This window comes from Saccharothrix sp. 6-C (assembly GCF_016695385.1).
Taxonomy (GTDB): domain Bacteria; phylum Actinomycetota; class Actinomycetes; order Mycobacteriales; family Pseudonocardiaceae; genus Actinosynnema; species Actinosynnema texasense.
On the sequence record NZ_CP064192.1, the window covers coordinates 8,981,713 to 9,005,415 of the forward strand.

29 protein-coding genes are annotated in these 23,703 nt (G+C 72.3%); 13 read left to right on the plus strand and 16 right to left on the minus strand.

Annotated features, from left to right (window positions below; translation table 11 throughout):
* Positions 1-10: 10 nt before the first annotated feature.
* Positions 11-199 carry a hypothetical protein gene (locus IOD16_RS39490; RefSeq protein WP_236594648.1) on the plus strand — a complete coding sequence of 63 codons (189 nt, stop codon included), beginning with the start codon at positions 11-13 and terminating at the stop codon, positions 197-199.
* 4 nt (positions 200-203) lie between these two features.
* On the opposite strand, the gene IOD16_RS39495 is transcribed toward IOD16_RS39490, so the two are convergent.
* The 7 genes from IOD16_RS39495 to IOD16_RS39525 form a co-directional block, all read right to left on the minus strand.
* A complete protein-coding gene (locus IOD16_RS39495) occupies positions 204-647 on the minus strand; it encodes a hypothetical protein (RefSeq protein ID WP_201438351.1) in 444 nt (147 codons plus the stop codon).
* Positions 640-1,014, minus strand: a complete 375-nt coding sequence (locus IOD16_RS39500) for a hypothetical protein (protein WP_201438352.1) — start codon at positions 1,012-1,014, stop codon at positions 640-642. The genes IOD16_RS39495 and IOD16_RS39500 overlap by 8 nt, the downstream gene beginning before the upstream one ends.
* A gap of 342 nt (positions 1,015-1,356) precedes the next feature.
* A complete protein-coding gene (sepH, locus tag IOD16_RS39505; RefSeq protein ID WP_201438353.1) occupies positions 1,357-2,268 on the minus strand; it encodes a septation protein SepH in 912 nt (303 codons plus the stop codon).
* A 237-nt stretch (positions 2,269-2,505) separates the two neighbouring features.
* A complete protein-coding gene (serC, locus tag IOD16_RS39510; protein WP_123744335.1) occupies positions 2,506-3,639 on the minus strand; it encodes a phosphoserine transaminase in 1,134 nt (377 codons plus the stop codon).
* A gap of 121 nt (positions 3,640-3,760) precedes the next feature.
* Entirely contained in the window at positions 3,761-4,933 is a 1,173-nt protein-coding gene (locus tag IOD16_RS39515; RefSeq protein ID WP_201438354.1) for a hypothetical protein, read from the minus strand.
* A gap of 1 nt (position 4,934) precedes the next feature.
* Positions 4,935-5,333 carry a polysaccharide biosynthesis C-terminal domain-containing protein gene (locus IOD16_RS39520; protein ID WP_201438355.1) on the minus strand — a complete coding sequence of 133 codons (399 nt, stop codon included), beginning with the start codon at positions 5,331-5,333 and terminating at the stop codon, positions 4,935-4,937.
* Positions 5,330-6,442 carry a citrate synthase 2 gene (locus tag IOD16_RS39525; RefSeq protein WP_201438356.1) on the minus strand — a complete coding sequence of 371 codons (1,113 nt, stop codon included), beginning with the start codon at positions 6,440-6,442 and terminating at the stop codon, positions 5,330-5,332. Before IOD16_RS39525 ends, IOD16_RS39520 begins: the two co-directional genes overlap by 4 nt.
* Positions 6,443-6,628: 186 nt before the next feature.
* Here IOD16_RS39525 and IOD16_RS39530 point away from each other — a divergent pair, with 186 nt between their 5' ends.
* Genes IOD16_RS39530 through ureG form a run of 5 tightly spaced genes read left to right on the plus strand, consistent with a single transcriptional unit; the run spans position 6,629 to position 10,285 of the window.
* Positions 6,629-6,931 (plus strand): urease subunit gamma, encoded by a 303-nt coding sequence (locus tag IOD16_RS39530; RefSeq protein ID WP_201438357.1) that lies wholly within the window; start codon positions 6,629-6,631, stop codon positions 6,929-6,931.
* 10 nt (positions 6,932-6,941) lie between these two features.
* Positions 6,942-7,253, plus strand: coding sequence for an urease subunit beta (locus tag IOD16_RS39535; RefSeq protein ID WP_123744331.1), 312 nt, complete (start codon positions 6,942-6,944; stop codon positions 7,251-7,253).
* Positions 7,250-8,950, plus strand: coding sequence for an urease subunit alpha (locus IOD16_RS39540; RefSeq protein ID WP_201438358.1), 1,701 nt, complete (start codon positions 7,250-7,252; stop codon positions 8,948-8,950). Before IOD16_RS39535 ends, IOD16_RS39540 begins: the two co-directional genes overlap by 4 nt.
* Positions 8,950-9,600 carry an urease accessory protein UreF gene (locus tag IOD16_RS39545; RefSeq protein ID WP_201438359.1) on the plus strand — a complete coding sequence of 217 codons (651 nt, stop codon included), beginning with the start codon at positions 8,950-8,952 and terminating at the stop codon, positions 9,598-9,600. Before IOD16_RS39540 ends, IOD16_RS39545 begins: the two co-directional genes overlap by 1 nt.
* Positions 9,601-9,604: 4 nt before the next feature.
* Positions 9,605-10,285 carry an urease accessory protein UreG gene (ureG, locus tag IOD16_RS39550; RefSeq protein WP_201441774.1) on the plus strand — a complete coding sequence of 227 codons (681 nt, stop codon included), beginning with the start codon at positions 9,605-9,607 and terminating at the stop codon, positions 10,283-10,285.
* On the opposite strand, the gene IOD16_RS39555 is transcribed toward ureG, so the two are convergent.
* Complete coding sequence (locus tag IOD16_RS39555; protein WP_201438360.1) at positions 10,255-10,773, minus strand: DUF4232 domain-containing protein; 519 nt, start codon at positions 10,771-10,773, stop codon at positions 10,255-10,257. The genes ureG and IOD16_RS39555 overlap by 31 nt on opposite strands.
* A 77-nt stretch (positions 10,774-10,850) precedes the next feature.
* On the opposite strand from IOD16_RS39555, the gene IOD16_RS39560 reads away from it, so the two are divergent.
* The 3 genes from IOD16_RS39560 (at position 10,851) to IOD16_RS39570 (ending at position 13,874) form a co-directional block, all read left to right on the plus strand.
* Positions 10,851-11,591, plus strand: coding sequence for an urease accessory protein UreD (locus tag IOD16_RS39560; protein WP_236594649.1), 741 nt, complete (start codon positions 10,851-10,853; stop codon positions 11,589-11,591).
* Between the two features lie 170 nt (positions 11,592-11,761).
* On the plus strand, positions 11,762-12,418 hold the full coding sequence (gene pdxH, locus IOD16_RS39565) for a pyridoxamine 5'-phosphate oxidase (protein ID WP_123744326.1): 657 nt from the start codon (positions 11,762-11,764) through the stop codon (positions 12,416-12,418).
* A 181-nt stretch (positions 12,419-12,599) separates the two neighbouring features.
* On the plus strand, positions 12,600-13,874 hold the full coding sequence (locus tag IOD16_RS39570) for an MFS transporter (protein ID WP_201438361.1): 1,275 nt from the start codon (positions 12,600-12,602) through the stop codon (positions 13,872-13,874).
* Positions 13,875-13,920: 46 nt separating this feature from the next.
* Here the strand turns inward: IOD16_RS39570 and IOD16_RS39575 are convergent, their stop codons facing one another.
* Complete coding sequence (locus IOD16_RS39575) at positions 13,921-15,222, minus strand: cation:proton antiporter (protein ID WP_201438362.1); 1,302 nt, start codon at positions 15,220-15,222, stop codon at positions 13,921-13,923.
* 133 nt (positions 15,223-15,355) lie between these two features.
* Between IOD16_RS39575 and IOD16_RS39580 the strand changes: the two genes are divergently transcribed.
* Entirely contained in the window at positions 15,356-15,904 is a 549-nt protein-coding gene (locus tag IOD16_RS39580; RefSeq protein WP_201438363.1) for a hypothetical protein, read from the plus strand.
* Here IOD16_RS39580 and IOD16_RS39585 read toward each other — a convergent pair.
* Genes IOD16_RS39585 through IOD16_RS39595 form a run of 3 tightly spaced genes read right to left on the minus strand, consistent with a single transcriptional unit; the run spans position 15,898 to position 17,075 of the window.
* The gene (locus IOD16_RS39585; RefSeq protein WP_201438364.1) at positions 15,898-16,056 is read right to left on the minus strand and encodes a DUF397 domain-containing protein; all 159 of its coding nucleotides are present in this window, start codon (positions 16,054-16,056) and stop codon (positions 15,898-15,900) included. The genes IOD16_RS39580 and IOD16_RS39585 overlap by 7 nt on opposite strands.
* A gap of 6 nt (positions 16,057-16,062) precedes the next feature.
* Complete coding sequence (locus tag IOD16_RS39590) at positions 16,063-16,221, minus strand: DUF397 domain-containing protein (protein WP_201438365.1); 159 nt, start codon at positions 16,219-16,221, stop codon at positions 16,063-16,065.
* 11 nt (positions 16,222-16,232) lie between these two features.
* Complete coding sequence (locus IOD16_RS39595) at positions 16,233-17,075, minus strand: helix-turn-helix domain-containing protein (RefSeq protein WP_201438366.1); 843 nt, start codon at positions 17,073-17,075, stop codon at positions 16,233-16,235.
* Positions 17,076-17,170: 95 nt separating this feature from the next.
* On the opposite strand from IOD16_RS39595, the gene IOD16_RS39600 reads away from it, so the two are divergent.
* A complete protein-coding gene (locus IOD16_RS39600) occupies positions 17,171-17,404 on the plus strand; it encodes a hypothetical protein (protein ID WP_123744320.1) in 234 nt (77 codons plus the stop codon).
* Between the two features lie 70 nt (positions 17,405-17,474).
* Positions 17,475-18,857 carry an APC family permease gene (locus IOD16_RS39605; RefSeq protein ID WP_201438367.1) on the plus strand — a complete coding sequence of 461 codons (1,383 nt, stop codon included), beginning with the start codon at positions 17,475-17,477 and terminating at the stop codon, positions 18,855-18,857.
* On the opposite strand, the gene IOD16_RS39610 is transcribed toward IOD16_RS39605, so the two are convergent.
* The 4 genes from IOD16_RS39610 to IOD16_RS39625 are packed head-to-tail and all read right to left on the minus strand — an operon-like array spanning position 18,826 to position 22,744.
* Positions 18,826-20,991 carry a hypothetical protein gene (locus IOD16_RS39610; protein WP_201438368.1) on the minus strand — a complete coding sequence of 722 codons (2,166 nt, stop codon included), beginning with the start codon at positions 20,989-20,991 and terminating at the stop codon, positions 18,826-18,828. The genes IOD16_RS39605 and IOD16_RS39610 overlap by 32 nt on opposite strands.
* Before the next feature lie 34 nt (positions 20,992-21,025).
* Positions 21,026-21,316, minus strand: a complete 291-nt coding sequence (locus IOD16_RS39615) for a YiaA/YiaB family inner membrane protein (protein WP_123744317.1) — start codon at positions 21,314-21,316, stop codon at positions 21,026-21,028.
* 52 nt (positions 21,317-21,368) lie between these two features.
* The gene (locus IOD16_RS39620; RefSeq protein ID WP_201438369.1) at positions 21,369-22,193 is read right to left on the minus strand and encodes an MBL fold metallo-hydrolase; all 825 of its coding nucleotides are present in this window, start codon (positions 22,191-22,193) and stop codon (positions 21,369-21,371) included.
* Positions 22,190-22,744 (minus strand): TetR/AcrR family transcriptional regulator, encoded by a 555-nt coding sequence (locus IOD16_RS39625; protein WP_201438370.1) that lies wholly within the window; start codon positions 22,742-22,744, stop codon positions 22,190-22,192. The genes IOD16_RS39620 and IOD16_RS39625 overlap by 4 nt, the downstream gene beginning before the upstream one ends.
* Positions 22,745-22,812: 68 nt before the next feature.
* On the opposite strand from IOD16_RS39625, the gene IOD16_RS39630 reads away from it, so the two are divergent.
* Positions 22,813-23,685, plus strand: coding sequence for an aldose 1-epimerase family protein (locus IOD16_RS39630; protein WP_201438371.1), 873 nt, complete (start codon positions 22,813-22,815; stop codon positions 23,683-23,685).
* The last annotated feature ends 18 nt before the right edge of the window (positions 23,686-23,703 follow it).

Consider the following 23,703-nt stretch of genomic DNA (forward strand, 5'->3'; position numbering starts at 1 on the left):
GGAACCGACTATGGCATTCCCCCGAGGCCGGCTGTTGGCGGTGAGCGGCGGGAGGCTGTACGTGCTCGCACCCGACGGGTGGGACGTGGTCGGCGGCACCCGACCCGACGGGGCGAAGCCGGTCAGCCGGGAGGAGGCGGAGGACTGGTGCCGGTTCGAAGGGGTGGAGGTGCAGGTGCTCGACGCCGTGCCCGGGTGAAGGTCTACTTCCTGCGGCGACGCAGGATGGCCGGGGCGGTGACCAGGCCCGCGAGGCCGTAGCTCGCGCCGGCGAGGAGGATCAGTACCGTCCACCGGTCGCCGACCGGGGCGAGCCGCTCCGGCACCTCGAAGTAGTGCGCGAGGCCCAGGACGATCGGGCCGAGCAGGATGATCGGCCACACCGGGCGGACCTTCAGCAGCCAGAGCACCGGGCCGGCGACCAGGGCGCTGAACACCAGCGCGATCGGCAGGCCGACCACGACCAGCAGGATGAACTCGCTCAGGGTGGTCTCGTTCACCACCCGGTCGAGGACTCCGCTGCGGTACGCCCAGACCCAGGCGACGAGCAGCGCGGAACCGAGGACGGCCGACACCACGACGCGCAAGAGCACCTTGAACGCGAAGCCGCCCGCGGTGAGGCGTGAAGGGCGCGGCGTGTCAGTCACGGGCGGAAGTGTGGCCGACCGGGTGCTTCGCTGTCACCGGGGCGGCCAGGACGAAACCGAGCACACCCGCGGCGACGGACCCGGCCGGGATCGAGACCCAGACGGTGAGCAGGGTGAGGATGGCGGTGAACGTGACGCCCACGGCGGCGTAGCCGAGCGGACGGTCCTGGTGGGCGGCTCTGAGGACGACCCAGGCGACCAGCACGCCCGCGACCATGCTGATCGGCATGGCGAACAGGCCCATGGCCAGGCAGTCCCAGTCCTCGGTCGAGCAGACCCTTCCGGATGCGATGAGTTCGCGCAGGCCCCACCAGGCCGCGCCCAGACCGGCGCCCAAGACGGCGCCGACGACCAGTCGTCCCAGCATGGCGGGTGGTTACCCGGGTGGGGTGGTGGTCAAGCCCGGTTGACGACGGTTCAGTTCGGGGGTGGGTGGGGTGGTGCGGGGGTGGGGTGGTCGAGTTCGGCTCGATGTGACATGGGGCCCTTACGGGCGCTCCAGGCAGGCCAAAGCCGGGCAGGCCTGGCGGGAAGAGCGTCCGCCAAGCCTGTCCGGCTTCGACCAGCCTAAAGCACCCGAACCCATGTCAAATCGGGCCTGGGTGGGGATGTGCCGGGTGGGTGTGAGGGCAGGTATGGGGGGTGGGGAAAGCGAAAGCCCCCGGCAGTCGGTGGCTGCGGGGGGCCTTCGTGGGGTTGTGCGTGTGGGTCAGCCTCGGGTGGAGCGGACGCCCAGGAGGACGTCTTCCCAAGACGGCACGATCGGGTGGTTCTTCTTGCCGCGCTTGGGTGGTGGGTCCTTGCGGGGCGGTTGCTGCTTGGAGCCCGCTGCCGGTTGTTGCGGGGCCGGGGCCGGGGCTGGGGTCGGCTCCTCGGCGGTCGGGGCGGGGTCCGGGGTCGGTTGGGGTTCCTGGACCGGTGGCGGAGGGGGCGGTGGGGCCGGGTCCTCGCGGGCGAGGATTTCCGGTTCCTGCTGCTTCTCCAGCTCCAAGGCCTGGCGGGCCAGTTGGGTCACCGGGCGGACCGTGCGCAGGGTCCGGTTCGGGTTCGGGTCCATGAGTTCCATGGCGCCGTCGTCCAGCGCGGTCACCGTGCCGCCCTGGGCACCAGGGTGGAACGCCCAGTGCGCCAGGTTGTCCGACCGGCCCGCGGTCCAGTGGAGCTGCACGACCCAGCGGCCGTCCTCGCCCCGCCACGAGTCCCAGCTGACGTCGGCGTACTCCTGGCCCCGGAGGCCGAAGGAGTGCGCGACGACCTCGCCGAGGGTCTGCACGTCCGGGCCGTCCTCGCGGACGGGGTGGGCGCGCTGGGCCAGGTCGGCGGTGCGGGAGCGCTCCAGCAGGACGGGGTAGGCGTAGCGCTCGACGCGGTGGGCGGGCAGGCCCGCCGCCGCCGCCACCTGGGCGACGGACTCACCCGCGCGGATGCGGGCCTGGATCTCGCGGGGCCGCATCTGGCTCTCGACCTCGATCTCGATCTGGCCGAGTCGGGTGAGGTCGCCGCGTGCCGCCGCGCGCAGCCGTTCGTCGGCGGGGAGCACGAAGCGCTCGCCGCGATCCGGGTCCTCGAGGATGACGGACTTGCCGTCGTCTTCGAGCCCGATGACTCGCAACGCACGCATCATGGCCTCCCGGATGGCTCACCTCGCCGAGTACAACGTAATCCGGCGCGCCGCCTTGACGGGGGAGACTCGCCGTGTTCGCCGATATCTTCGTGTGATCTTGCCGTATGTCGGCGGCTCGCGCACCTCCGTTAGCACAAGGTTCACCTCGGTGGCGGTGTCTGCGGGTTCCCGAAGTGCCTGGTCATGACTGTGGGGGCCGTCCCCGGAAGGACGACCCCCACGGTGAGGTCCGGGTCAGAGCTTGGACACGACCCAGTCGACGGCCTTCGTCAGCGTGCTCACGTCGGTCGGCTCGACGGCCGGGAACATGGCGACGCGGAGCTGGTTGCGGCCCAGCTTGCGGTACGGCTCGACGTCCACGATGCCGTTCGCGCGCAGGACCTTGGCCACCACGGAGGCGTCCACCGAGTCGTCGAAGTCGACGGTGCCGACGACCTGCGAGCGGTGAGCCGGGTCGGCCACGTACGGGGTCGTGTAGGAGGTCGCCTCGGCCCACGTGTACAGCCGCGAGGACGAGTCGGCGGTGCGGTCCACGGCCCACGTCAGGCCGCCGTTGCCCAGGAGCCACTCGATCTGGTCGTTGAGCAGGAACAACGTGGCCAGGGACGGCGTGTTGTAGGTCTGGTCCTTGGTGGAGTTGTCCAGGGCCGTGGTGAGGGAGAGGAACTCCGGCACCCAGCGGCCCGACTTGCCGATCTCGGCGACGCGGTCGAGGGCGGCCGGCGACATCAGGGAGATCCACAGGCCGCCGTCGGAGGCGAAGCACTTCTGCGGCGCGAAGTAGTAGACGTCGAAGTCCGACGGGTCGACCGGCAGGCCGCCCGCGCCGGAGGTGGCGTCGATGGCGACCAGGGCGCCGTCCGAGCCCGCGGGGCGGGAGACGGGCACCGCGACGCCGGTCGAGGTCTCGTTGTGGGCCCAGCCGACGAGGTCGGCGCCCTCGGCGTAGGCGATCTCGGGCGCGCTGCCCGGGTCGGCCTTGACCACGATCGAGTCGCCCAGGAACGGCGCGTCGCTGGTGACCTTGGCGAACTTCGAGGAGAACTCGCCGTAGGTGAAGTGCTGGGCGCGCTCGCGCACCAGGCCGAACGCGGCGGCGTCCCAGAAGGCGGTGGTGCCGCCGTTGCCGAGGACGACCTCGTAGCCCTCGGGCAGCGAGAACAGCTCCCGCAGGCCGGCGCGCACCGAGCCGACCAGGGACTTCACCGGCTTCTGCCGGTGGGAGGTGCCCATGAGCGCGGCGCCCTCGGCCGCGAGTGCCGCGAGGGCCTCGGGACGGACCTTGGAGGGCCCGCAACCGAACCGGCCGTCGGACGGCAGCAGGTCGGAGGGCAGGACCAACGAGGTCGGGTCGGCGGTCTGGGTCATCGCGAAGCCTCCGGTTACGGGGAGGGGGTCGGCACGACCGGCGCCGTTGCCGGGAGCCCTCAGTGTTGCAGCCGCGTGGCCGGGCGGTGACAGGCGGGTGTCCCTGGTCACGTGGAATGGGTCAGGCGAGGAGGTCGAGGACCTGTGCCAGGGCCGCCCGGCGCCTGCCCGAGGCCCGCTTGCCGAACGCGTACAGGAAGGGCCACTGGGAGGCGTTCTCGTACGGCGCGGCGACGTGGCCGAGGTGCTGGAGGAGGCCGCGCGCGACGGAGATCGCGCCGGTGGCCATGCCCAGGCCGACGAACACGTCCACCTGCTGGGCCATCGCCTCGGCGGCGACCAGGCCCAGCCCGCCGCCGGTCAGGACGCCGTCGGGGCCGCGGACCAGGTCGCGCCAGTCGTTGCGCAGGCGGCCCGCGTCGAAGTCGGCCTGCAACGTCCGCAGGAGCACGCCCTCGGTGGCCGCGCCGGACCGCACGGTGGCGCACACGCCGCTCAGCCACCGGGCGAGCAGGTCGCGGCCCTCGCCCTCGGCGAAACCGGTCAGCGGGGCGCGGCCCGCCGCCTCCAGGCGCCCGAGCAGGTCGAGGACCTGTTCGGTCAGGTCGGTGAGCAGGGCCTGGTCGGGGAGGTCCGGTGTGGGGCGGGGCGCGTCGCCGTGCAGGGTCGACAGCAGGTCGTGGAAGCGGCTCTCGCGCGGGGACAGGTAGAACGGGGCCTCGCCGCCGGAGAGGGTCAGCGCGTCCAGGTGGTTGTAGGCGTGCCGCAGGACGTCGGTCGCCAGGTCGCGCGGCGAGTCCCGGAACCGGCCGGCGTGCTCGACGACGCCCACCGGGAACGAGCCGGAGGTCGGGCCGGTGAGGGCGGCGTGGAGGGTGTCGACCACCTCGGGGTGGAGCTCGACGTGCTCGGTGGCGCGCACGGAGCCCTGCTCGTCCGGGGCGACCACCACGCGGCGCTCCGCCAGGGGGCGGGAGGCGTCGTCCCGCGCGATGGACCGGATCGCGTCGTCGACCTCGGTGCGCCACCCGGCGCCCGACCACTGGTGGCCGTCGCGGAACGAGCGGTCCAGGAGCCAGGGCTCGCGGCCGACGATCCGGATCCGCCCCTGCTCGACGTGGCGCACGAAGTCCGCGTCGGTGACCCGGCAGCGCGGGCTCTCCAGCAGCCGGCTCGACGGCGACCACAGGACGAGGGGCGCGCTGGTGGCGATCATCCGGTGCAGGTGCTCGTAGCCGGTCTCGCCGTACTCGCTGATGTGGCAGAACGTCCGGAAGACGTCGGTGTCGGCCATGTCAGTCGGTGACCTCGCGGGGGAACGCGTCGGGGTCGGCCGGGTCGTAGGGCCGGTCCGAGGCGACGAAGAGCCACAGGTCGGCCCGGCCGTCGTTGCGGACGGCGTGGGCCCAGTGCGGCGGCGGGGCGACCACGATGCCACCCGAACCGGTGAACGTGCGGTGGTGGCTGGGGGTGTCCGGGCCGGTGTCCCAGTGCAGCGACCAGGCGTCCTCGTACACGACGGCGATCAGCTCGCCCTTGCGCGCGTGGTAGTGCCCGCCGCGGACGTGGCCCGGGCGGACGGACGCCACGTGGACGTCCGCGACCGGGCCGATCGCCGACAGGTCGGCCAGGGCGAAGCTGACCCCGCGGTGGTCGCCGGAGGGCGGCAGGTGCGTGATCGGCAGTTCCGTCACGCGATCTCGTCCCAGCCCTCCACCTCGGACGGCTTGCGGGGTCCGGGGCCCACGTACTTGGCGGACGGGCGGACGAGGCGGCCCGTGCGCTTCTGCTCCAGGATGTGCGCGGACCAGCCGGCGGTGCGGGCGCAGGTGAACATCGCGGGCATCATGTGCGGCGGCACCTGGGCGAAGTCGAGGATCACGGCGGCCCAGAACTCGACGTTGGTCTCGATGGCGCGGTCCGGGCGGCGCTCGCGCAGCTCGGCCAGGGCGGCCTGCTCCAGGGCGTTCGCGGCCTCGTAGCGGGTGGCGCCCAGCTCGCGGCACGTGCGGCGCAGCACGCGGGCGCGCGGGTCCTCCGCCCGGTACACCCGGTGGCCGAAGCCCATCAGGCGCTCGCCCCGGTCGAGGACGCCCTTGACGAAGGCCTGCGCGTCGCCGGTGCGCTCGACCTCCTCGATCATGGGCAGCACGCGGGCGGGCGCGCCGCCGTGCAGGGGGCCGGACATGGCGCCGATCGCGCCGGACATGGACGCCGCGACGTCCGCGCCGGTGGAGGCGATGACGCGGGCGGTGAAGGTGGAGGCGTTCAGGCCGTGCTCGGCGGCCGACACCCAGTAGGCGTCCAGCGCCTTGACGTGCGCCGGGTCGGGCTCGCCGCGCCAGCGGGTGAGGAAGCGCTCGGTGATGGTCCGGCACTCGTCGATGCGGTGCTGCGGCACGGCGGGCCGGCCGATGCCCCGCGCGGACTGCGCCGCGTACGACAGAGCCATCACGGAGGCGCGGGCCAGCTGCTCGCGCGCCTGCTCGTCGGTGATGTCCAGCAGCGGCTGGTAGCCCCAGATGGGCGCGACCATGGCGAGCGCGGCCTGCACGTCCACCCGCACGTCACCGGTGTGCACGGGGATGGGGAACGGCTCCGCCGGCGGCAGTCCCGGCCCGAAGCGGCCGTCGACCAGCAGCGCCCACACGTTGCCGAAGGTCACGTGACCGGCCAGGTCCTCGATGTCCACGCCGCGGTAGCGCAGCGCGCCGCCGTCGCGGTCCGGTTCGGCGATCTCGGTGCGGAAGGCGACCACGCCCTCTAGACCTGGCCGGAATCCGTCGTCCTCGGTCTGCACCACGCTGTGCGCTCCTTCTCGGCGAAAGTAAAGAGTTGGAGAAACCTTGCTCCCCTTCAGACGCGCAGGCAATCGCGGGTGCGCGTGTCGTCGGTCACGATCAAGGAACCGATTCAGAAGTCCCGTAGATCGTTAAGGCCTTGTTTCGGTTCGGGGCCCGGACGTGTTTCCCGTGGTAGACCACCGGTCATGCACCTGACACCGCACGAGCGGGACAAGCTGCTGGTCCACGTGGCGGCCGACGTGGCGCGCCGGCGGCTCGAGCGCGGCGTGGTCCTGAACCACCCGGAAGCGGTCGCGCTCATCACCGACCACGTGCTCGAAGGCGCCCGGGACGGCCGGACGGTCAGCGAGCTGATGGACAGCGGCAGGCACGTGCTGAGCCGCGACCAGGTCCTCGGCGGCGTCCCGGAGATGATCGAGTCCGTGCAGGTCGAGGCGACCTTCCCGGACGGCACCAAGCTCGTGACCGTGCATGACCCGATCGTGTGAGGAGCAGCCCGTGGTCCCTGGCGAGATCGTCACCGGCGACGAGCCGGTCGAGCTGAACCCCGGTCGGCCGCGCACCACGCTCGTCGTGGTCAACGCGGCGGACCGGCCGGTGCAGGTCGGGTCGCACTACCACTTCGCGGCGGTCAACCCCGGCCTGGAGTTCGACCGGGAGGCCGCGTGGGGCAAGCGGCTGGACGTGCCGGCGGGCACGGCGGTGCGGTTCGAGCCGGGCGTCGAGCGCGAGGTGACGCTGGTGCCGCTGGCCGGCGCGCGGCGCGTGCCGGGGCTGCGGCCGGAGTGGGCGGGGGAGCTGGACCGGTGAACGAGATCAGCCGCCGCCGCTACGCGGAACTGCTGGGGCCGACGGTCGGCGACCGGATCCGGCTCGCCGACACCGACATCCTGATCGAGGTGACCGAGGACCGGTCCATCGGACCGGCTGGCTCGGGCGACGAGGTGATCTTCGGCGGCGGGAAGGTGATCCGCGAGTCGATGGGCCAGGGCGTGGCCACCCGCGCGGAGGGCGCGCCGGACCTCGTGATCACCGGCGCGGTCGTGCTCGACCACTGGGGCGTGGTGAAGGCGGACGTCGGCGTGCGCGACGGCCGGATCGTCGGCATCGGCAAGGCGGGCAACCCCGACACCATGGACGGCGTGGACCCGGCGCTGGTCATCGGGCCGTCCACCGAGGTGCTCTCGGGCAACGGGAAGGTGCTCACGGCCGGCGGCATCGACTGCCACGTCCACTTCATCACGCCGGGCATCGTGGACGTGGCGGTGGCGTCGGGGCTGACCACGCTGATCGGCGGCGGCACGGGGCCCGCGGAGGGCACGAAGGCCACGACGGTGACGCCCGGCGCGTGGAACCTGGGGCGGATGCTCGCGTCGATGGACCACATGCCGGTGAACGTGCTGCTGCTCGGCAAGGGCAACACGACGCGGGAGGACGCGCTGCGCGAGCAGCTGGTCGGCGGCGCGGGCGGGTTCAAGCTGCACGAGGACTGGGGCACGACGCCGGCGGCGATCGACGCGTGCCTGCGGGTGGCGGACGAGTCCGGCGTGCAGGTCGCCATCCACACGGACACGTTGAACGAGGCCGGGTTCGTGGAGTCGACGCTGGCCGCCATCGCGGGCCGGTCGATCAACGCCTACCACTCCGAGGGCGCGGGCGGCGGGCACGCGCCGGACATCATCCAGGTGGTGTCCGAGCCGAACGTGCTGCCGTCCTCGACCAACCCCACGCGCCCGCACACGGTGAACACGCTGGAAGAGCACCTGGACATGCTGATGGTGTGCCACCACCTCAACCCGTCCGTGCCCGAGGACCTGGCGTTCGCGGAGAGCCGCATCCGGCCCACCACGATCGCGGCCGAGGACGTGCTGCACGACCTGGGCGCCATCTCCATGATCAGCTCGGACTCGCAGGCGATGGGCCGGGTCGGCGAGGTCATCATCCGGACGTGGCAGACCGCGCACGTGATGCAGCGGCGGCGCGGCGAGCTGCCGGACAACCTGCGCGCCCGCCGGTACGTGGCCAAGTACACGATCAACCCGGCCATCGCGCACGGCATCGACCACGAGGTCGGGTCGGTGGAGGTCGGCAAGCTGGCCGACCTGGTGCTGTGGGAGCCGAAGTTCTTCGGCGTGCGGCCGGCGGTGGTGCTGAAGGGCGGGTTCATCGCGCACGCGGCGATGGGCGACGCGAACGCGTCCATCCCGACGCCGCAACCGGTCTTCGCGCGGCCGATGTTCGGCGCCCACTCGGCGGCGCGCAGCAGCGTGCACTTCGTGTCGCAGCAGGCCGTCGACGCCGACCTGGCGGACATGCTGCGGTTGGCGCGGCCGTTGGTGGCGGTGGGGAACACGCGTGGCGTCACCAAGTCCGGCATGGTGCTCAACGACGCGATGCCGCACGTGAAGGTCGACCCGGACAGCTTCGCGGTGCGCATCGACGGCGAGCTGGTCGAGCCCGCGCCGGTGGCGGAGCTGCCGATGGCCCAGCGCTACTTCCTGTTCTGATGAACCTCGCGGCGCTGATGATCGCGGACTCCCGGTTCCCGGGCGGCGGCCACGTGCACTCGGGCGGGTTGGAGGAGGCCGTCGCGCGGCGGCTGGTGACCGACGAGGCGTCGTTGGCGTCGTTCCTGATCGGGCGGCTGCGCACGGCGGGCGCGCTGGGCGCGGTGTTCGCGGCCGCTGCGTGCCGCGGGCGTCACGAGGAGCTGGACGCCGAGCTCGACGCCCGCACGCCGTCGCCCGCCCAGCGCAACGCGTCACGCGTGCAGGGGCGCGGCATCGCGCGGGCGGCCCTGCGGGCGTGGCCGTCGGCCGCGTTGGCGGAGCTGCTGCGGGTGACGCCGAGACCGCACCACCCGATCATCGTGGGCGTGCTGGTCGGCGAGCCGTTCGAGGCCGCGCAGACGGTGGCCTACCACGCGGTGACGGGCCCGGCGACGGGCGCGATCCGGCTGCTCGGCCTGGACCCGTTCGGCGTGAACGCGGTGCTGGCCCGGTTGGCGCCGGAGATCGACGCGATCGCGGCGACGGCCGCCGGCCACGCCGACACCCCGCCCGAGGACCTGCCCGCGCCGAGCGCGCCCGGCCTGGACCTGCTGGCCGAATCACACGACCGCCACCACACGGAAGAGGTGCGTCTCTTTGTCAGCTGACCACGTGCACCCGGTGAACTTCGACCCCGCCGACGCGGGCCACGACCCGCACCACCCGCACGACCACGCGCACCGGGCGGTGCGCCTGGGCATCGGCGGGCCGGTCGGCAGCGGCAAGACCGCGTTGACCGCGGCGCTGTGCCGGGCGCTGGGCGGGAGCGTGAACCTCGCCGTGGTGACCAACGACATCTACACGACCGAGGACGCCGACTTCCTGCGCGCCGCCGGGGTCCTGGACGTCGAGCGGATCGAGGCCGTGCAGACGGGCGCGTGCCCGCACACGGCGATCCGCGACGACATCACGGCCAACCTGGACGCCGTGGAGCTGCTGGAGCAGCGGGTCCACGGCCTGGAGCTGGTGATCATCGAGAGCGGCGGCGACAACCTGACCGCCGTGTTCAGCCGCGGCCTGGTGGACCGGCAGATCTTCGTGGTGGACGTGGCGGGTGGCGACAAGGTGCCGCGCAAGGGCGGTCCCGGCGTGACCACCGCGGACCTGCTGGTGATCAACAAGACCGACCTCGCGCCGATGGTGGGCGCCGACCTCGGTGTCATGACGGCCGACGCCCACCGGATGCGCGGTGAGCTACCGGTGATCGCACAGTCCCTCGTGGACACACCGGACGCGCCCGCGGTGGCCGACTGGGTGCGCGCTCAGCTCCGCACGCTCGCGGCGGTCAGTTGACTGCCGTACGGGCTGACGTCGCCCGCGCAGCCGAACTGGTCGGTCATCGGCTGGTCCAGGAAGGACAGGTACAGCGGCACGGTCTCGTCCGGCGGGAACACCCGGATGCCCCACACGGGCGTCTTGCGGCACACGTCCGGGTCGAAGTTGTCGACCTGGGCGAAACCGACGTCCGAGCGGGCCGCCGCGCCGTGCGGCAGGGTGAGCAGCGGGCCGCGGTCGCCGACGCGCACGGCGGCGGCGCCGACCTGGTCGCCGTTCGCGTCCACGTAGGACACGCCCGGGAAGCCGCGCAGCACGCACGTGCGCAGGCCCCGGTTGGTGAACACGACCTCCCGGTACACCGTGCCGGCCGCGCCCCCCTCCCGGCCGAAGCCGATGGTCAGGTCCGCCGACCGGCACGGGCCGGCCTCCGGCTGCGCGACCGCTGTTCCCCCGGTGACGAACACCGCCGCGATGACGGCGGCTGTTGCGACGAATCTCCTCATCACGATCTCCCCCGAGATGTGTGGGTGGGAGTTCCACCCGATCAGAGGACGTGTCAGGGGTCACAGGGGTTGCTCCGGTGAGGGCGCGGGCTCACCTGGTCGTGGCCTGCGACCCGAACGGGCGAACCGTCGTGCGCGAGGTGCGGTCGATGGCGCCGCTGCGCCTGGTGCCCCGGCGCGGCCCGCGGGACGTGGCGCTCGTGCACGTGGTCAGCGCGGTCACGGCCCCGTTGGGCGGCGACGACCTGGAATTGCGGGTGACGGTCGAAGCGGGCGCGTCGGTGGAGCTGCGCGGGGTGGCGGCGACGCTGGCGCTGCCCGGCCAGCACGCGGGCGGCAGCCGTGCGCTGGTCGACGTGGAGCTGGCGGACGGCGCTTCCCTGGCGTACCTGCCGGAACCGACCGTCGTCACGGCGCGTGCGTGCCACGAGTCCGTTTTCCGCGCACGGATGGGGGATGGGGCCCGGCTGCGTGCGCGGGAGGTCATCGTGCTGGGTCGGTCGAACGAGCGGCCGGGTTCGCTCGCGACGACGCTCGACGTCCGGCGCGGCGGGCCGGTGATCAAGCAGACGTCTCGATTGGGAACGCACGAAGTGGACGCGAGTCCGGCGGGGCTGGCCGGCCGCCGGGTGTTCGGCGCGGAGCTGCTGTGCTGGGGCGAGGACCCGCCGGGAGCGGTCTCAGCCGACTGGTGGTCACTCGTCCCGCTGGCGCGCGGCGGAAGCCTGAGCACCGCCTTGGCCGACGACGCGGTCACCGTCGACCGCGCGCTCGACGCGGCGCGGTCCCGGCACCCCGGATCGGCCGGTCGTCTCTGACTCGATCCCTTGCTCGATTCCGAGGCGCGGGTCACACCGAAAGTCACGGATCGGGTGGCGGTCATCACCGTGCGGGCGGTTCCGCCCCGGCCGCGAAACCCGTACGGTCGCGGGATCGCTAGGTGCCACAAGTGCCTTGGCCAGGACGAATTACGCTCCGGGAGGTCGGGATGTCGGAGACGACGAACATCGCGTTGCCGTCGATGCGCGTGTCCTACGAACACGGCTCGCTCACAGAGAGCGACCTCGCGGCCAGTTGGCACGAGCAGTTGCAGCTGTGGCTGGACCAGGCGGCGGGCGCGGGCCTGCCGGAGCCGAACGCGATGGTCCTCGCGACCGCCGACACCGAGGGCCGCCCGTCCTCGCGGACCGTGCTGGCGAAGGGCCTCGACGAGCGAGGCCTGGTGTTCTTCACCAACTACACGTCGGCGAAGAGCCACGACCTGATGGCCACCCGCTACGCCTCGGCCACGTTCCCGTGGTTCGCGATGCAGCGGCAGGCGCACGTGCGCGGCATCGTCGAGAAGGTCGGCCCCGCCGAGACCGCGAGCTACTGGGAGAGCCGCCCGCGCGGCTCGCAGCTGGGCGCCTGGGCCTCGCCGCAGTCCCGCGTCGTCAGCGGACGATCCACTTTGGAGAGCGCGCTGAACAAGGTCGAGCGGCAGTTCGCCGACGCCGACCGCGTGCCGGTGCCGCCGCACTGGGGCGGCTGGCGCATCCGCCCCGAAGAGGTCGAGTTCTGGCAGGGCCGCCGCGACCGCATGCACGACCGCCTCCGCTTCCGCCTCGGCCGCGACGGCTGGCAGTTGCAGCGCATCGCGCCGTAGCCCGGCAGCACGACGTGACCGGCCTCCGCCACCACCCACCGCGTGGCGGAGGCCGTTGCGCGTCCGGCTCCCCCGTCGACAGCCGCGCGCTTCGCGAACGCCGGTCGTGCCTCCCGCGACCACGCCGGCCGTGTCCCACGTCTCGGTGATGATGTCGTTAGTTGCCGTACGCTAAACGACCGTGCGGAGAGTCCTGGGGAAGATTGCCATCGACACCCGGCCGTTGAAGGTCGTGGCGTACCGGCGGCTGTGGCTCTCCACCATCGTGACGGCCATCGGCAGCCAGCTCACCGCGGTGGCGGTGCCGAAGCAGGTGTACGACCTCACCGGCTCGTCGGGCTGGGTCGGGGTGGCGGCCGGGGTGGCGTTGGTGCCGTTGCTGGTGTTCGGGCTGTACGGCGGCGCCATCGCGGACGTGGTGGACCGGCGCAAGCTGCTGATCGTCACCAACACCGGCATCGCGGTGACGTCCGTGTTGCTGTGGGGGCAGGCCGCGCTGCACGTGGACTCGGTGTGGCTGGTGATCGCGCTCCTCGGACTGCAACAGGTGTTCTTCGCCGCGAACGCGCCCGCCCGCACCGCCTCCGTCGCCCGGCTGGTGCCCGCCGCCCAGATCCCGGCGGCCACGGCGCTGAGCTCCACGGTGATGATGTTCGGCGGCGTGTTCGGGCCCATGCTGGCGGGCGCGCTGATGCCCGTCGTCGGCCTGTCGACGTTGTACCTGGTGGACGCCGTCGCGCTGACGCTGACGATCTGGGCGGTCTGGAAGCTGCCGCCGCTGCCGCCGTTGAGCGGGACGTCGCGCCGCGCCGGGCTGCGGGACGTGCTCGACGGGTTCAAGTACCTGGCCGTGCAGAAGATCCTGCTGGCGAGCTTCCTGCTGGACATCATCGCGATGGTGTTCGGCATGCCCCGGGCGCTGTTCCCGGAGATGGCCGAGAACACGTTCGGCGACCCGCCCGGCGGCGGGTTGGCGCTGGGCCTGCTGTTCGCCGCCATCCCGTTGGGCGCGATGCTGTGCGGCCTCACGTCCGGCTGGACGTCACGCGTGACCCGGCACGGCGTGGGCGTCGTGCTCGCGGTCGTGGCGTGGGGCGTGGCGATGATCGGGTTCGGCCTGTCGCACGCCCTGTGGCTCGCGGTGGTGTTCCTGGCGATCGGCGGCGCCGCGGACATGATCAGCATGGTGTTCCGCAGCGCGATCCTCCAGGCGGCGGCGACGGACGAGATGCGCGGCCGGATGCAGGGCGTGTTCATCGTGGTGGTGGCGGGCGGTCCCCGCCTGGCGGACCTGCTGCACGGCACCACGGGCGCGCTGATCGGCCCCGGCAGCGCCACCGCCCTGGGCGGCGTCCTCGTCGTGGTCGCGACCGGGCTGGCGGTGCTCGCCATCCCGGCGATCAAGCGCTACCGGTTCTCGCCCGCGGCCGTCGACACGGGGGACGTCCGCGCCTGAGACGCCTGAGGCAACCGAGGCGACTGGGCCGTGGTGGCGTCGGTGCTCAGACCGCGGTCCGGGGCGCCTGCTCCGGGTCGCCGTGCCGGTCCTGCGCCGCGCGCAGCCGCAAGCGGTCCAGCAGCCTGATCGACGGGGTCGCGGTGATGCCGTGCAGGACGATCGAGCCGATCACCACCAGGCCCACCACCCGCCAGATCGCGTCCTGGTCGGCGAAGTCCCCGGACTGCATCGCGTAGGCGACGTAGAAGAGCGAGCCGACGCCGCGCACCCCGAAGAACGCGATGACGGCCCGCTCCCGAGGACCCGTCTTGCCGCGGGCCAGCCCCACCAGGCCGGTCACCGGCCGCACCACGAGCAGGACGACCAGCGCCACCAGCACGTCCCGCCACCCGACGCCCGCCAGCAGACCGGTGACCGCCGCGCCGCCGAGCAGGAAGATGATCAGCACCGTGAGCATGCGCTCCGCCTGCTCGACGTACTGGTGCAGGACCCGGTGGTAGCCGTGGGAGCGCTCGCCCGCCCTGATCGTGCAGGCGCACACGAAGACCGCGACGAAGCCGTAGCCCTCGGCCAGCTCGGTGGCGCCGTAGGCCAGGAACGTGGCGGCGAGCGCGACGAAGCCCTCCGCGTGCTCCGCCAACCGCAGGTCGCGCGACGGCGCGGCGAAGAACAGCTTGCGCAGAGCCCACCCGGTGAGCAGGCCGACGAGCACGCCGCACGCCAACCGCCACAGCACGTCCACGGCGAGCCAGTGCGGCAACCAGGCGTCCGGCGCGGCCCCGACGACGCTGATCGCGACGGCGGCGTAGGTGAACGGGAACGCCAACCCGTCGTTGAGGCCGGCCTCGGAGGTCAGCGCGAACCGCGCCTCGTCCTCGCCCTCACCGGGGTCGTCCGGGTTCTCCGCGGGCTCGGCCACCTGCACCTCGTTGGCGAGCACCGGGTCGGTGGGCGCGAGCACCGCCGCGAGCAGCAGCGAGGAGGCCAAGCCCCAGCCGAGCGCGCCCCAGCCCAGCAGGCCGACGGCGAGCATCGACAGCGGCATCGTGATGCCGAGCAGCCGCCACGTCGTCGACCAGCGGCGCAGGCCCGCCGGCCGGTTGAGCGCCAGGCCCGCGCCCATCAGCGAGATGATCACGCACAGCTCGGTGAGGTGCACGGTGATCCCGCCGTGGCGGGTCGGATCGGGGTCGGGCAGCGCGTCCACGACGGTGAACGCGACCGCGCCCAGTCCCAGGAAGATCATCGGCATCGAGATCGGGGCCCGACCGACGACCCGGGGCAGCACGGCGGCCAGCAGGGTCGCGACACCGATGCAGGTGTAGGCCACGGCGGTCGAGCCCACCGGCAGGTCTCCTCTCGGGCGGCCCGCGGTCGCGGGTGAACCGACCGGAGGTAACCGACCAGGTACCCCGATCGGGTGGGGCCAATCCCTCGGCGGGCGCGCGGCCCACCAGGGCCGGTTCACGGTGGCCGCCGTGCCGGCGACGTCCCGGTCGGCGTGGTGGACTGCACGGGTGATCACCTACGACCGCCGGGCCCTCGTGCAGGCGTTCCTCGACGCCCACCCGGACGCCAAGCGCGGTTACTACTACAGCGAGCCGTACAACACGGCGCTGCGCGAGCACCGGCGACGGGTGCTGGACGGCTTGCAGCGGCTGTTCGGCCTCACCCTCGACTTCGAGGGCGTGGCCGAGTACCGGGCGCTGGTCACGCTGTTCCGCACCACGGCCAAGTCGTACGTGAGGATCACCGCGCCGGGCGAGGGGTTCGGGGAGGCCGGGTCGATCCTCAAGCAGCTCACGCAGGCCGGGGTGGAGCAGCCCGTCCACGACGCGCTGAACCGCATCACCGCGTGCAACGACCAGTCGGCGGAGGCCCACCTCGACGTGCTGGTGACGTTGATCGGCGTGTTCCTGGGCGACCGGGCCGCCGCGACCTTCACGTCGGCGGACCTGGCAGCCCTCGGCGTGGACGACACGGCCGGCCCGAACTCCGCGGAGTACAACCTGTGGGAGGACTACTGAGCCCGCAGGAACCGCGCCCACGAAGTCGCGGGGAAGGTGATGGTGGGGACCGGGTTCTTGGAGTCCCGCGCCGCCACTCGCGTCGGGAGGTGAGCCACCTCGACGCAGTTCGCCGTGCTGTTGCTGCGGGAACTCTTACGCCACAGGGTCATGGAGGCCTACCTGGCCCGCAGGAACCGTGCCCACGAAGCCGTGGGGAAGGTGATGGTGGGGGTGGGGTTCTTGGAGTCCCGCGCCGCCACCCGAGTCGAGAGGTGCGCGACTTCGACGCAGTTGGCACTGCTGTTGCTGCGGGAACTCTTACGCCACAGAGTCATGCGTGACAGTCTTATGCCAGACCCTTCAGGTAATCCAGCGTCTCCTCCGCGGTGTAGGCCGAACGCCGGAGTGCGGCCCAGGTCGCCTCGAACACCTCGATCTGGTCGTCCTCGTCGATGAACAGGCTCGCCACCTTGTTCTCCAGCAACACCAGGCTCGGGTCGTCGTCGTACTCCAGGATCACGAACGGCCCGTTGAGACCGCCGTGCAGCTCCGCGTCGGTCGGGACGACTCGCACCGTGATGTTGGAACGTTCCCCGGCGTCGATGAGGTGTCGGATCTGACGGCGTTGTGCCCCTTGATCGTGGAAGGGGCGCTCCAGGACGCCCTGCTCGATGATCACGCTCAGTCGGAGCGGAGTGCTGCGGTTGAGCAGGCCTTGACGTGCCATACGACTGGCGACCAGCGCATCGACCTGCGCATCGGTGAGAGCGTGCCCGGTGGCCTTGATGATCGACCGGGCGTACTCCGGGGTTTGCAACAGGCCGGGGATCATCAACGGCTCGTAGTTCAGCAGTGAACTGGCCTCGGCCTCGAAATCGGCCCAGGTCTGCCAGTCTTCGTGCACCTTCTGATTGTTGTTCATGCGCAACATGCCACGCTGTTCGGCGTGGCGGGCGAGGTCGAGCAGTTCGACGCGTTGCTTGCGCGCGACTTTGTAGAAGTCGAGCAGCTTCTCGAGATCGTCGAGGTAGATGCCGGCCCCGGAGGTCTCGATGCGGCTGATCTTGCTCCCGGACATGTCCACCGCCTCGCCCACGGCATCCGTGCTGATGCCGCTGGTGGTGCGGAGCTTCTTGAGGACGTGTGCGAGTCGGCGGGAGCGGACCGACGTGCCAGCGCGGCGTGCCATGCGATCAAATTAGGGGCGTCGCGGATTTTGCTGCAAGGACAGTCACTCGATCGAGTTATTGCGGACTTGAAGGCAGCGCTGCGAATCTTAGGGTCATGGAACCGATCATCAAGGTGACGTCGCCGAAGCGCGAGTGGTTGTTGCGGTGCTACTCGGAGCAGGAGGACGTGCTCAGCCTCGAAGTCCAGGACGGCGGGATCGACGTGTTCCTGCCCTCGGGCGTGGACGGCGTCCGGCTGGAGGCCGACCAGATCGCGGCGTTCCGGGAGGCGCTGGACGAAGCCATCGCGCAAGCCGAGGCGGATCTGCGGGCGGCGGTCCGGAGCTGAAGGTCAAGACTTGCCCAAGTGGGCCGATTCGACTATCCGGGCCCTGTGTGATCCGGCACACTCACACGGCATGGCGGAAGCGACGAGCGCACCGGAGCAACCGGAACTGAAGCGGGCCATCGGCCCGAAGCTGCTGCTCTTCTTCGTGGTCGGTGACATCCTCGGCACCGGCATCTACGCCCTCACGGGCAACGTCGCGGGCAAGATCGGCGGCGCGCTGTGGCTGCCCTTCCTGATCGCGTTCGTGGTGGCGTTCCTGACCGCGTTCAGCTACCTCGAACTCGTCGGCAAGTACCCCAGGGCGGCCGGCGCGGCGCTGTACACCAACCGCGCGTTCAAGATCCAGTTCCTCACCTTCATGGTGGCGTTCGCGGTGATGAGCTCGGGCATCACGTCGGCGTCGTCCGCCGCGCTCGCGTTCGGCCGCACCTACCTCCAGTCCGTCATCAAGGAGTTCTTCTCCGACACGTTCACCGTGTCGGCGACGCTGGTGGCCATCCTGTTCATCATCGGCCTCGCCGTGATCAACTTCCGGGGCGTCTCGGAGTCGGTCAAGGCGAACGTCGTGCTGACCTGCATCGAGCTGTCCGGCCTGGTGATCATCATCGCGATCGGCCTCTACGCGGTGCTGGCGGGCGACGGCGACCCGAGCCGGTTGACGCAGGTCGACCCCGCGCCGGGGCAGAGCGCGCTGGTCGCGATCACCTCCGCCACCGCGTTGGCGTTCTTCGCGATGGTCGGGTTCGAGGACTCGGTGAACATGGCCGAGGAGGTGCGCGACCCGGTCCGCATCTTCCCGCGCGCGATGCTGTGGGGCATGGTGATCGCGGCGGTCATCTACGTGCTGGTCGCGATCACGTCGTCGCTGCTCATCCCCGCCGACCAGCTGTCGAAGGCGGGCTCCTCGGCGCTGCTGCTGGTGGTGCAGGTCGGCGCGCCCGGCTTCCCGCTGTGGGTCTTCTCGCTGATCGGCCTGTTCGCGGTCATCAACTCGGCGCTGATCAACATGCTGATGGCCAGCCGGCTGATCTACGGCATGTCGAACGAGAAGATCATCCCGAAGGTGTTCGGCACCGTCCACCCGTTCCGCCGCACGCCGTGGATCTCGATCGTGTTCACGTCGGGCGTCGCGATCATCCTGGTGTCGACCACGGACATCGCCAAGCTCGGCGGCACGACGGCGTTGCTGCTGCTGGTCGTCTTCACCATCGTCAACGTCGCGGTGCTGGTGCTGCGCAAGGAGAAGGTCGACCACGAGCACTTCCGCGCGCCGACCTGGGTGCCGGTCCTGGGCGCGATCACGTGCGCGTACCTGGCGAGCCCCCTGTCGGGGCGCGCGTCGGCGGACTACGAGATCGCGCTCTACCTGCTCGCGGCCGGCGTGGTGCTGTGGCTCATCAACCGGCTCGTGCACGGCAAGGTCACGTTCGACCCGGAGAAGCTGTCGAAGTGACCGCCTGACCGGGTCCGGCCAGGACGGCGAGGAGCCGCAGGCGGTCCTCGTCGTCCTGGCGGACCTGGCGGCCGTGGATGCCGCCGCCCGGCATCGCGGCGTCGCGGTGCGCCAGGACGTGCAGCTCGGGCAGCAGCGGGGCGGCGTCGGGACCCAGCTCCCGCAGCGACTCCGCCAGCCAGGCGCCCGCGCCCACCCAGGTCAGCCGTTGGCGCACGGCGTCGAGGAGCGGCTCGGCCTCGCCCGTGACGCGGCGGATGGCGAGCGCGGCGGCGTGCGTGTCGTGGCGGTCCGCGAGCAGTTCGCGCAGACGTGGCACGAGAGCGGCGGCCGGCGGGCCGATCAGCCCCGCCAGCCCGGCCGCGTCCGCCACGTGCCGGGCCCGGTCGAGGGCGTCGGCGGCGGCTCGGAGCGGGGCTGCCACGTCGTCACCCGCCTGCCGCAGGAGCTCGGCCGCGTCGAGGCGGAGCCGGACGGCGGCCGGGGCGTCGCCCGTGTCGGTGGTGGCGATCTCGCGCAGTGCCGGCAGCAGGTCGTCCAGGGGAAGCCCGAGGCGCAGGAGGGTCCGCGCGGCGAGGACCGAGGCGTCGGCGGCTCCGGTAGCTGCGGCGGCGCGGGCCGTGACGTGGTCGAGGTCGCCGGTGATCGCGGCGAGGGCCTCGGCGCAGTCGAGGCGTTGCCGCCAGGACACCGCCGGGTCGTCGCGGACAGCCGTCAACGCGGGCACGGCGGCCGAGGCGGCGCGGCCCATCGCGGCCAGCGCGCGGACCGCCCACCACTGGTCGTGCGGGACGAACGCGACGAGTTCGGGCACGGCGTCGGCCGCGTCCGCCCCCCACCGGCGCACCAGCCTGGTCAGGTGGTTCAGCTCGTTGTGCCACCGCATCCGGCCCAGGAGGGCGTCGTGGCTCGACGACGGCTCCCACCGCGCGGGCAGCGCCGCCAGCCGCCGGCGCACCGCGCTCAGCAGCACGGCGTCGCACGGCACGTCGGCGTCGACGAGCACCCCCAGCACGTCCGGCGCGACCCCGCCCGCGGCGAGCGCGGCGGTGAACGGCTGACGCCAGCGCGGGTCGCCGAGCGTGACGAGGACTTCCAGGCCGAGGCCGAACAGCCGGGCTTCAGGGGTGTTCGGGCCGCTCGGCAGCGGGCCGGCGAGGTGCGCGGCCAGGGAGTCCGCGGCCAGGGGAGCGGCCGGCGGCACGTCGCGGACCGCGGTGGCGGCGGCGACGCGCACCCACGGCTCCGGGTGGTCGACCGCGGCGGCCAGCAGCGGAGCCAGCTCCTCGCGGACCGAACGCGACCGCGTGCACCGCTCGTAGACGGCGTCGACGGCCCGTTGCGCCGAGTCGGCCGGCCCCTGCGCGGTCAACGACCGGCAGAGCGCGGCGAGCGACGCGGTGTCGACCCCCGCCACGATGTCGGCGAACGGATCAGCCGACCAGACCCAGTTCCGGAGCGGTTCGCCGGCCACCCAGCAGTCGATCACGGCCGACGTGGCGGCGTCCGACCACGGCAGCCCGGCGTCGGCGACCGCCCACAGCGCGCCGGCGTGGACGGCGACCGGCCGCGGCGACCCCAGCTCCTCGGCCAGCCACTCGGCGCTCTCCGCGGGCGCGAGCCGGCCGGCTGCGGCCAGCAGACCCGCGACCACCCGCGGCGACCGTTCACGCGCGCGCCGCGCCCGCACCGCCGCCACCGCCTCCGCGGTCGGCGGCAGGTTGCCCAGCAGGTAGGTGGCGACGTGCCGGAGCTCGACGTCCGGGTCGTCCAGCAACGGCAGCAGGCGCGGGGTTTCGCGGGCGAGAGCCGCCCGCACGTCCGCCAGCACCTCCGGCGAGGCGTCACGGGTCTCCGCGATGGCGCCGAGCAGGTGCACCAGACCCGTGCGCCGCACCGTGCCGGGGTCGGCGGCGAGCCGGGCGACGAACGGCACCGCCCACGGCGTCGCCGAGTACAGCGTGCCCTGGTGGTAGATGGTGCCGAACAGGTGCTCGACGGCCTCGTCGGCCAGGTCCTCGTCCTCGCCGACGGCGTGGCGCAACGTCCGCGGCACGTCCGCCGCCGAGCCGTACGCGTGGTTGAGGGACGCCCACTCGACGTCGTCGACGCCGTCGAGAGCGGCGGCGGTCATCGGTCTGCTCCCATGAGCGGTGCAGCCTAGGGGGTCAGGCCGCCTCGACCCGGTACGGGTCGTGCTCGGCGAGCAGCTTCTCCAACCGCGCCTGGTCGACCCGGCTCACCACGTAGGTCTCCTCCTGCCGGTCCCGGACGCACTTCGCCAGGGTGAACGCCGACGTGACGGTGAACAGCAGGCCGAGCGCCAGGAACGCGCGCACCCAACCGTCCACGGGCAGGTAGGCGACGCCGAGCCCGACGGCGGCCAACGAGATGGCGAAGGAGACCACCGCCTGCGCGTAGAAGGCGTTGGTGGTCGGCGAATGCGGTTTCGCGGTCATGGTCGAAGCGTCCCCGCCGACCCTCGCCGCTGTCATGAGTACCGCTACTCAATCAGGCGTGCACGTTCTGGTGGCGGCGCAGCTCGGTGGCGTCGTGGGCGCTGAAGACGTCCACCTCGTCGTGGTGGTCGCGCACCAGCTCCCGCAACCGCTCCTGGTTGGCCACCCGCGGCCCGGGCAGCACCTGCATCCGCTCCTGCACGTAGGCCAACCCGGGCGGGCAGTGCCTCTCCGCCTCCACCTCGCGGTGGAAGAAGTACGAGTCACCCGCGTGCAGCAGCCACCGGTCGCCGACGCGCACCGCCACACCCGTGTGCCCGTGCGTGTGCCCGAACAACGGCACCAGCAGCACGTCCGGCCGAACCTCGCGCACGCCGTCGAAGCCGAACCACGCCTCACCGGTCGTCGCGTGCGGCACCCACCGCGGGCCGTGCGACCACTGCCCGTCCGGGTAGCGCACCTTGTCGTTGCCCGTCTTGCCCGGACGCGTCGCCGCGGCCAGCTCCTCCGCCGACACGTGCACCCGCGCCCGCGGGAAGTCGCGCAGACCGCCGCCGTGGTCGAGGTCGAGGTGGGTCAGCACGACGTCCCGCACGTCCGACGCGGCGAACCCGAGCGCCTCCACCTGCCGCAGCGCGGTCTCCGCCTCGTCCAGGACGGGCCGGCTCATCAGCCGCCACCCGCGGGTCAACGTCTCGCCCGGCCGGCGCACGTCGTCCAGGCCGAGGCCGCTGTCGACCAGGACCAGGCCGTCGTCGGTCTCCAGCAGCAGCACGTGGCAGACCAGCTCGGCGGCCCGGAAGTAGGAGCCCTCGCCGGTCACCAGCTTCCCGCCGAACGGGCGCATGGTGCCGCAGTTCAGGTGGTGCGCTTTCACGGTCTCGGCCTTCCCAGGAGTGCGCCCAGCCGGGCGGCGACGGCGTGCAGGGGGTCCGGCGACCGGCGGGTGCGGGCGAGCAGCAGCGCGCCCTCGACGGCGGCCAGCACGACCGTCGCCAGGTCGTCGTCACCGACGTGCGCGGCGATGAGCCGCTGCCAGGAGGCGTAGACGTCCTCGCAGGCGACGCGGATCGGCTCGCTGTCCGAAGCGGCGTCCAACGCCACCGTGGCGACGGGGCACCCGCTGCGGAAGTCCGAAGCGACCAGCTCCCGGCCCAGCACCTCCAAGGCGCGGGAAAGCGCTTTCGCCGGGTCGGGTTCGGCGGCCAGCACGGCGGCGAGCGCTTCGCACAGCTCGTTGCCCGCCAACGTCACCGCCTCGACCGCCAACTGCTCCTTGCCGCCCGGGAAGTGGAAGTAGAGCGAGCCCTTGGGCGCGCCGCCCTCGGCGAGCACCTGGTTGATCCCCGTCGCGTGGTAGCCCTGCGCCCGGAAGAGGCCGGCCGCGGTGCGCACCACCCGTTGGCGGGTGTCGGTCCGTCTTGGCATGGTTTTACTATAGAGACCGGTCTAGTAACTAAGTCAAGGGGAGAGCGGCTCGGATACGCTCCTGACCCATGCTGGAGATCGCCCACGGCGCGGCACGCGCCGTCATCGCACCCGAGGGTGCGGGACTGAAGTCCTACGAGGTCGGCGGCGTGCCGTACGTGGAGACGTACGACGACGAACCGCCCATGGGCAGCGGCGCGGTGCTGGTGCCGTGGCCCAACCGCACGGCCGGCGGCAGATGGGTGCTCGACGGCGAGGAGCAGCAGCTGGAGATCGGCGAGCCCGCCCGGGGCAACGCCATCCACGGACTGGTGCGCCGCGCGATCTGGGGCACCGTGGAGCACACGGGGTCGCTGATCTCGATGGAGACGCCGGTGGCGGGCCTCGGCTGGCCGGTCGAGCTGCGCACCACCATCACCTACGCGCTCGACGACAACGGCCTCACCGTCTCGCACGGCGTCACCAACGTGGGTGACAAGCGGACCCCGTTCGGGGTGGGCACGCACCCCTACCCGCGCGCCGGCGCGTCGCTGACCGACGAGACCTCGCTGTCGCTGGCGGCCACGACCGTGCTGCCGGTGGACGCGCACACCATGATCCCGAACGGCCCGGCGGAGCCCGTGTCGGGCGACTACGACTTCCGTGTGGCGCGGCTGCTCGGAGGAGTGAAGCTGGACACCGCGTTCGGCGGCTGCGAGCCCGTGGACGGGCTCGTGCGGCACGTGCTGAAGGGCCCGGCCGGCGGCGTCGAGGTGTGGGCGGACCCGGACTTCAAGTGGGTGCAGGTCTACACCCCCGACGACTACCCCGGCCGCGGCCGCGCGGTGGCGATCGAGCCGATGACGTGCCCGCCGGACGCGTTGAACAGCGGCGTCGACCTGCTGTGGCTGGAGCCGGGCGAGTCGTGGGCCGGCCGCTGGGGTTTGCGCCCGTTGTCGTAGACCGTTAGCGTCGCTAAC

Bases quoted from the DNA above. Each gene is read 5' to 3' on its own strand.
- IOD16_RS39490 (WP_236594648.1), top strand. From the start codon at position 11: ATGGCATTCCCCCGAGGCCGGCTGTTGGCGGTGAGCGGCGGGAGGCTG.
- IOD16_RS39500 (WP_201438352.1), bottom strand. From the start codon at position 1,014: ATGCTGGGACGACTGGTCGTCGGCGCCGTCTTGGGCGCCGGTCTGGGC.
- sepH (WP_201438353.1), bottom strand. From the start codon at position 2,268: ATGCGTGCGTTGCGAGTCATCGGGCTCGAAGACGACGGCAAGTCCGTC.
- serC (WP_123744335.1), bottom strand. From the start codon at position 3,639: ATGACCCAGACCGCCGACCCGACCTCGTTGGTCCTGCCCTCCGACCTG.
- IOD16_RS39515 (WP_201438354.1), bottom strand. From the start codon at position 4,933: ATGGCCGACACCGACGTCTTCCGGACGTTCTGCCACATCAGCGAGTAC.
- IOD16_RS39530 (WP_201438357.1), top strand. From the start codon at position 6,629: ATGCACCTGACACCGCACGAGCGGGACAAGCTGCTGGTCCACGTGGCG.
- IOD16_RS39545 (WP_201438359.1), top strand. From the start codon at position 8,950: ATGAACCTCGCGGCGCTGATGATCGCGGACTCCCGGTTCCCGGGCGGC.
- IOD16_RS39555 (WP_201438360.1), bottom strand. From the start codon at position 10,773: ATGAGGAGATTCGTCGCAACAGCCGCCGTCATCGCGGCGGTGTTCGTC.
- pdxH (WP_123744326.1), top strand. From the start codon at position 11,762: ATGTCGGAGACGACGAACATCGCGTTGCCGTCGATGCGCGTGTCCTAC.
- IOD16_RS39585 (WP_201438364.1), bottom strand. From the start codon at position 16,056: ATGACCCTGTGGCGTAAGAGTTCCCGCAGCAACAGCACGGCGAACTGC.
- IOD16_RS39590 (WP_201438365.1), bottom strand. From the start codon at position 16,221: ATGACTCTGTGGCGTAAGAGTTCCCGCAGCAACAGCAGTGCCAACTGC.
- IOD16_RS39595 (WP_201438366.1), bottom strand. From the start codon at position 17,075: ATGGCACGCCGCGCTGGCACGTCGGTCCGCTCCCGCCGACTCGCACAC.
- IOD16_RS39600 (WP_123744320.1), top strand. From the start codon at position 17,171: ATGGAACCGATCATCAAGGTGACGTCGCCGAAGCGCGAGTGGTTGTTG.
- IOD16_RS39605 (WP_201438367.1), top strand. From the start codon at position 17,475: ATGGCGGAAGCGACGAGCGCACCGGAGCAACCGGAACTGAAGCGGGCC.
- IOD16_RS39610 (WP_201438368.1), bottom strand. From the start codon at position 20,991: ATGACCGCCGCCGCTCTCGACGGCGTCGACGACGTCGAGTGGGCGTCC.
- IOD16_RS39615 (WP_123744317.1), bottom strand. From the start codon at position 21,316: ATGACCGCGAAACCGCATTCGCCGACCACCAACGCCTTCTACGCGCAG.
- IOD16_RS39625 (WP_201438370.1), bottom strand. From the start codon at position 22,744: ATGCCAAGACGGACCGACACCCGCCAACGGGTGGTGCGCACCGCGGCC.
- IOD16_RS39630 (WP_201438371.1), top strand. From the start codon at position 22,813: ATGCTGGAGATCGCCCACGGCGCGGCACGCGCCGTCATCGCACCCGAG.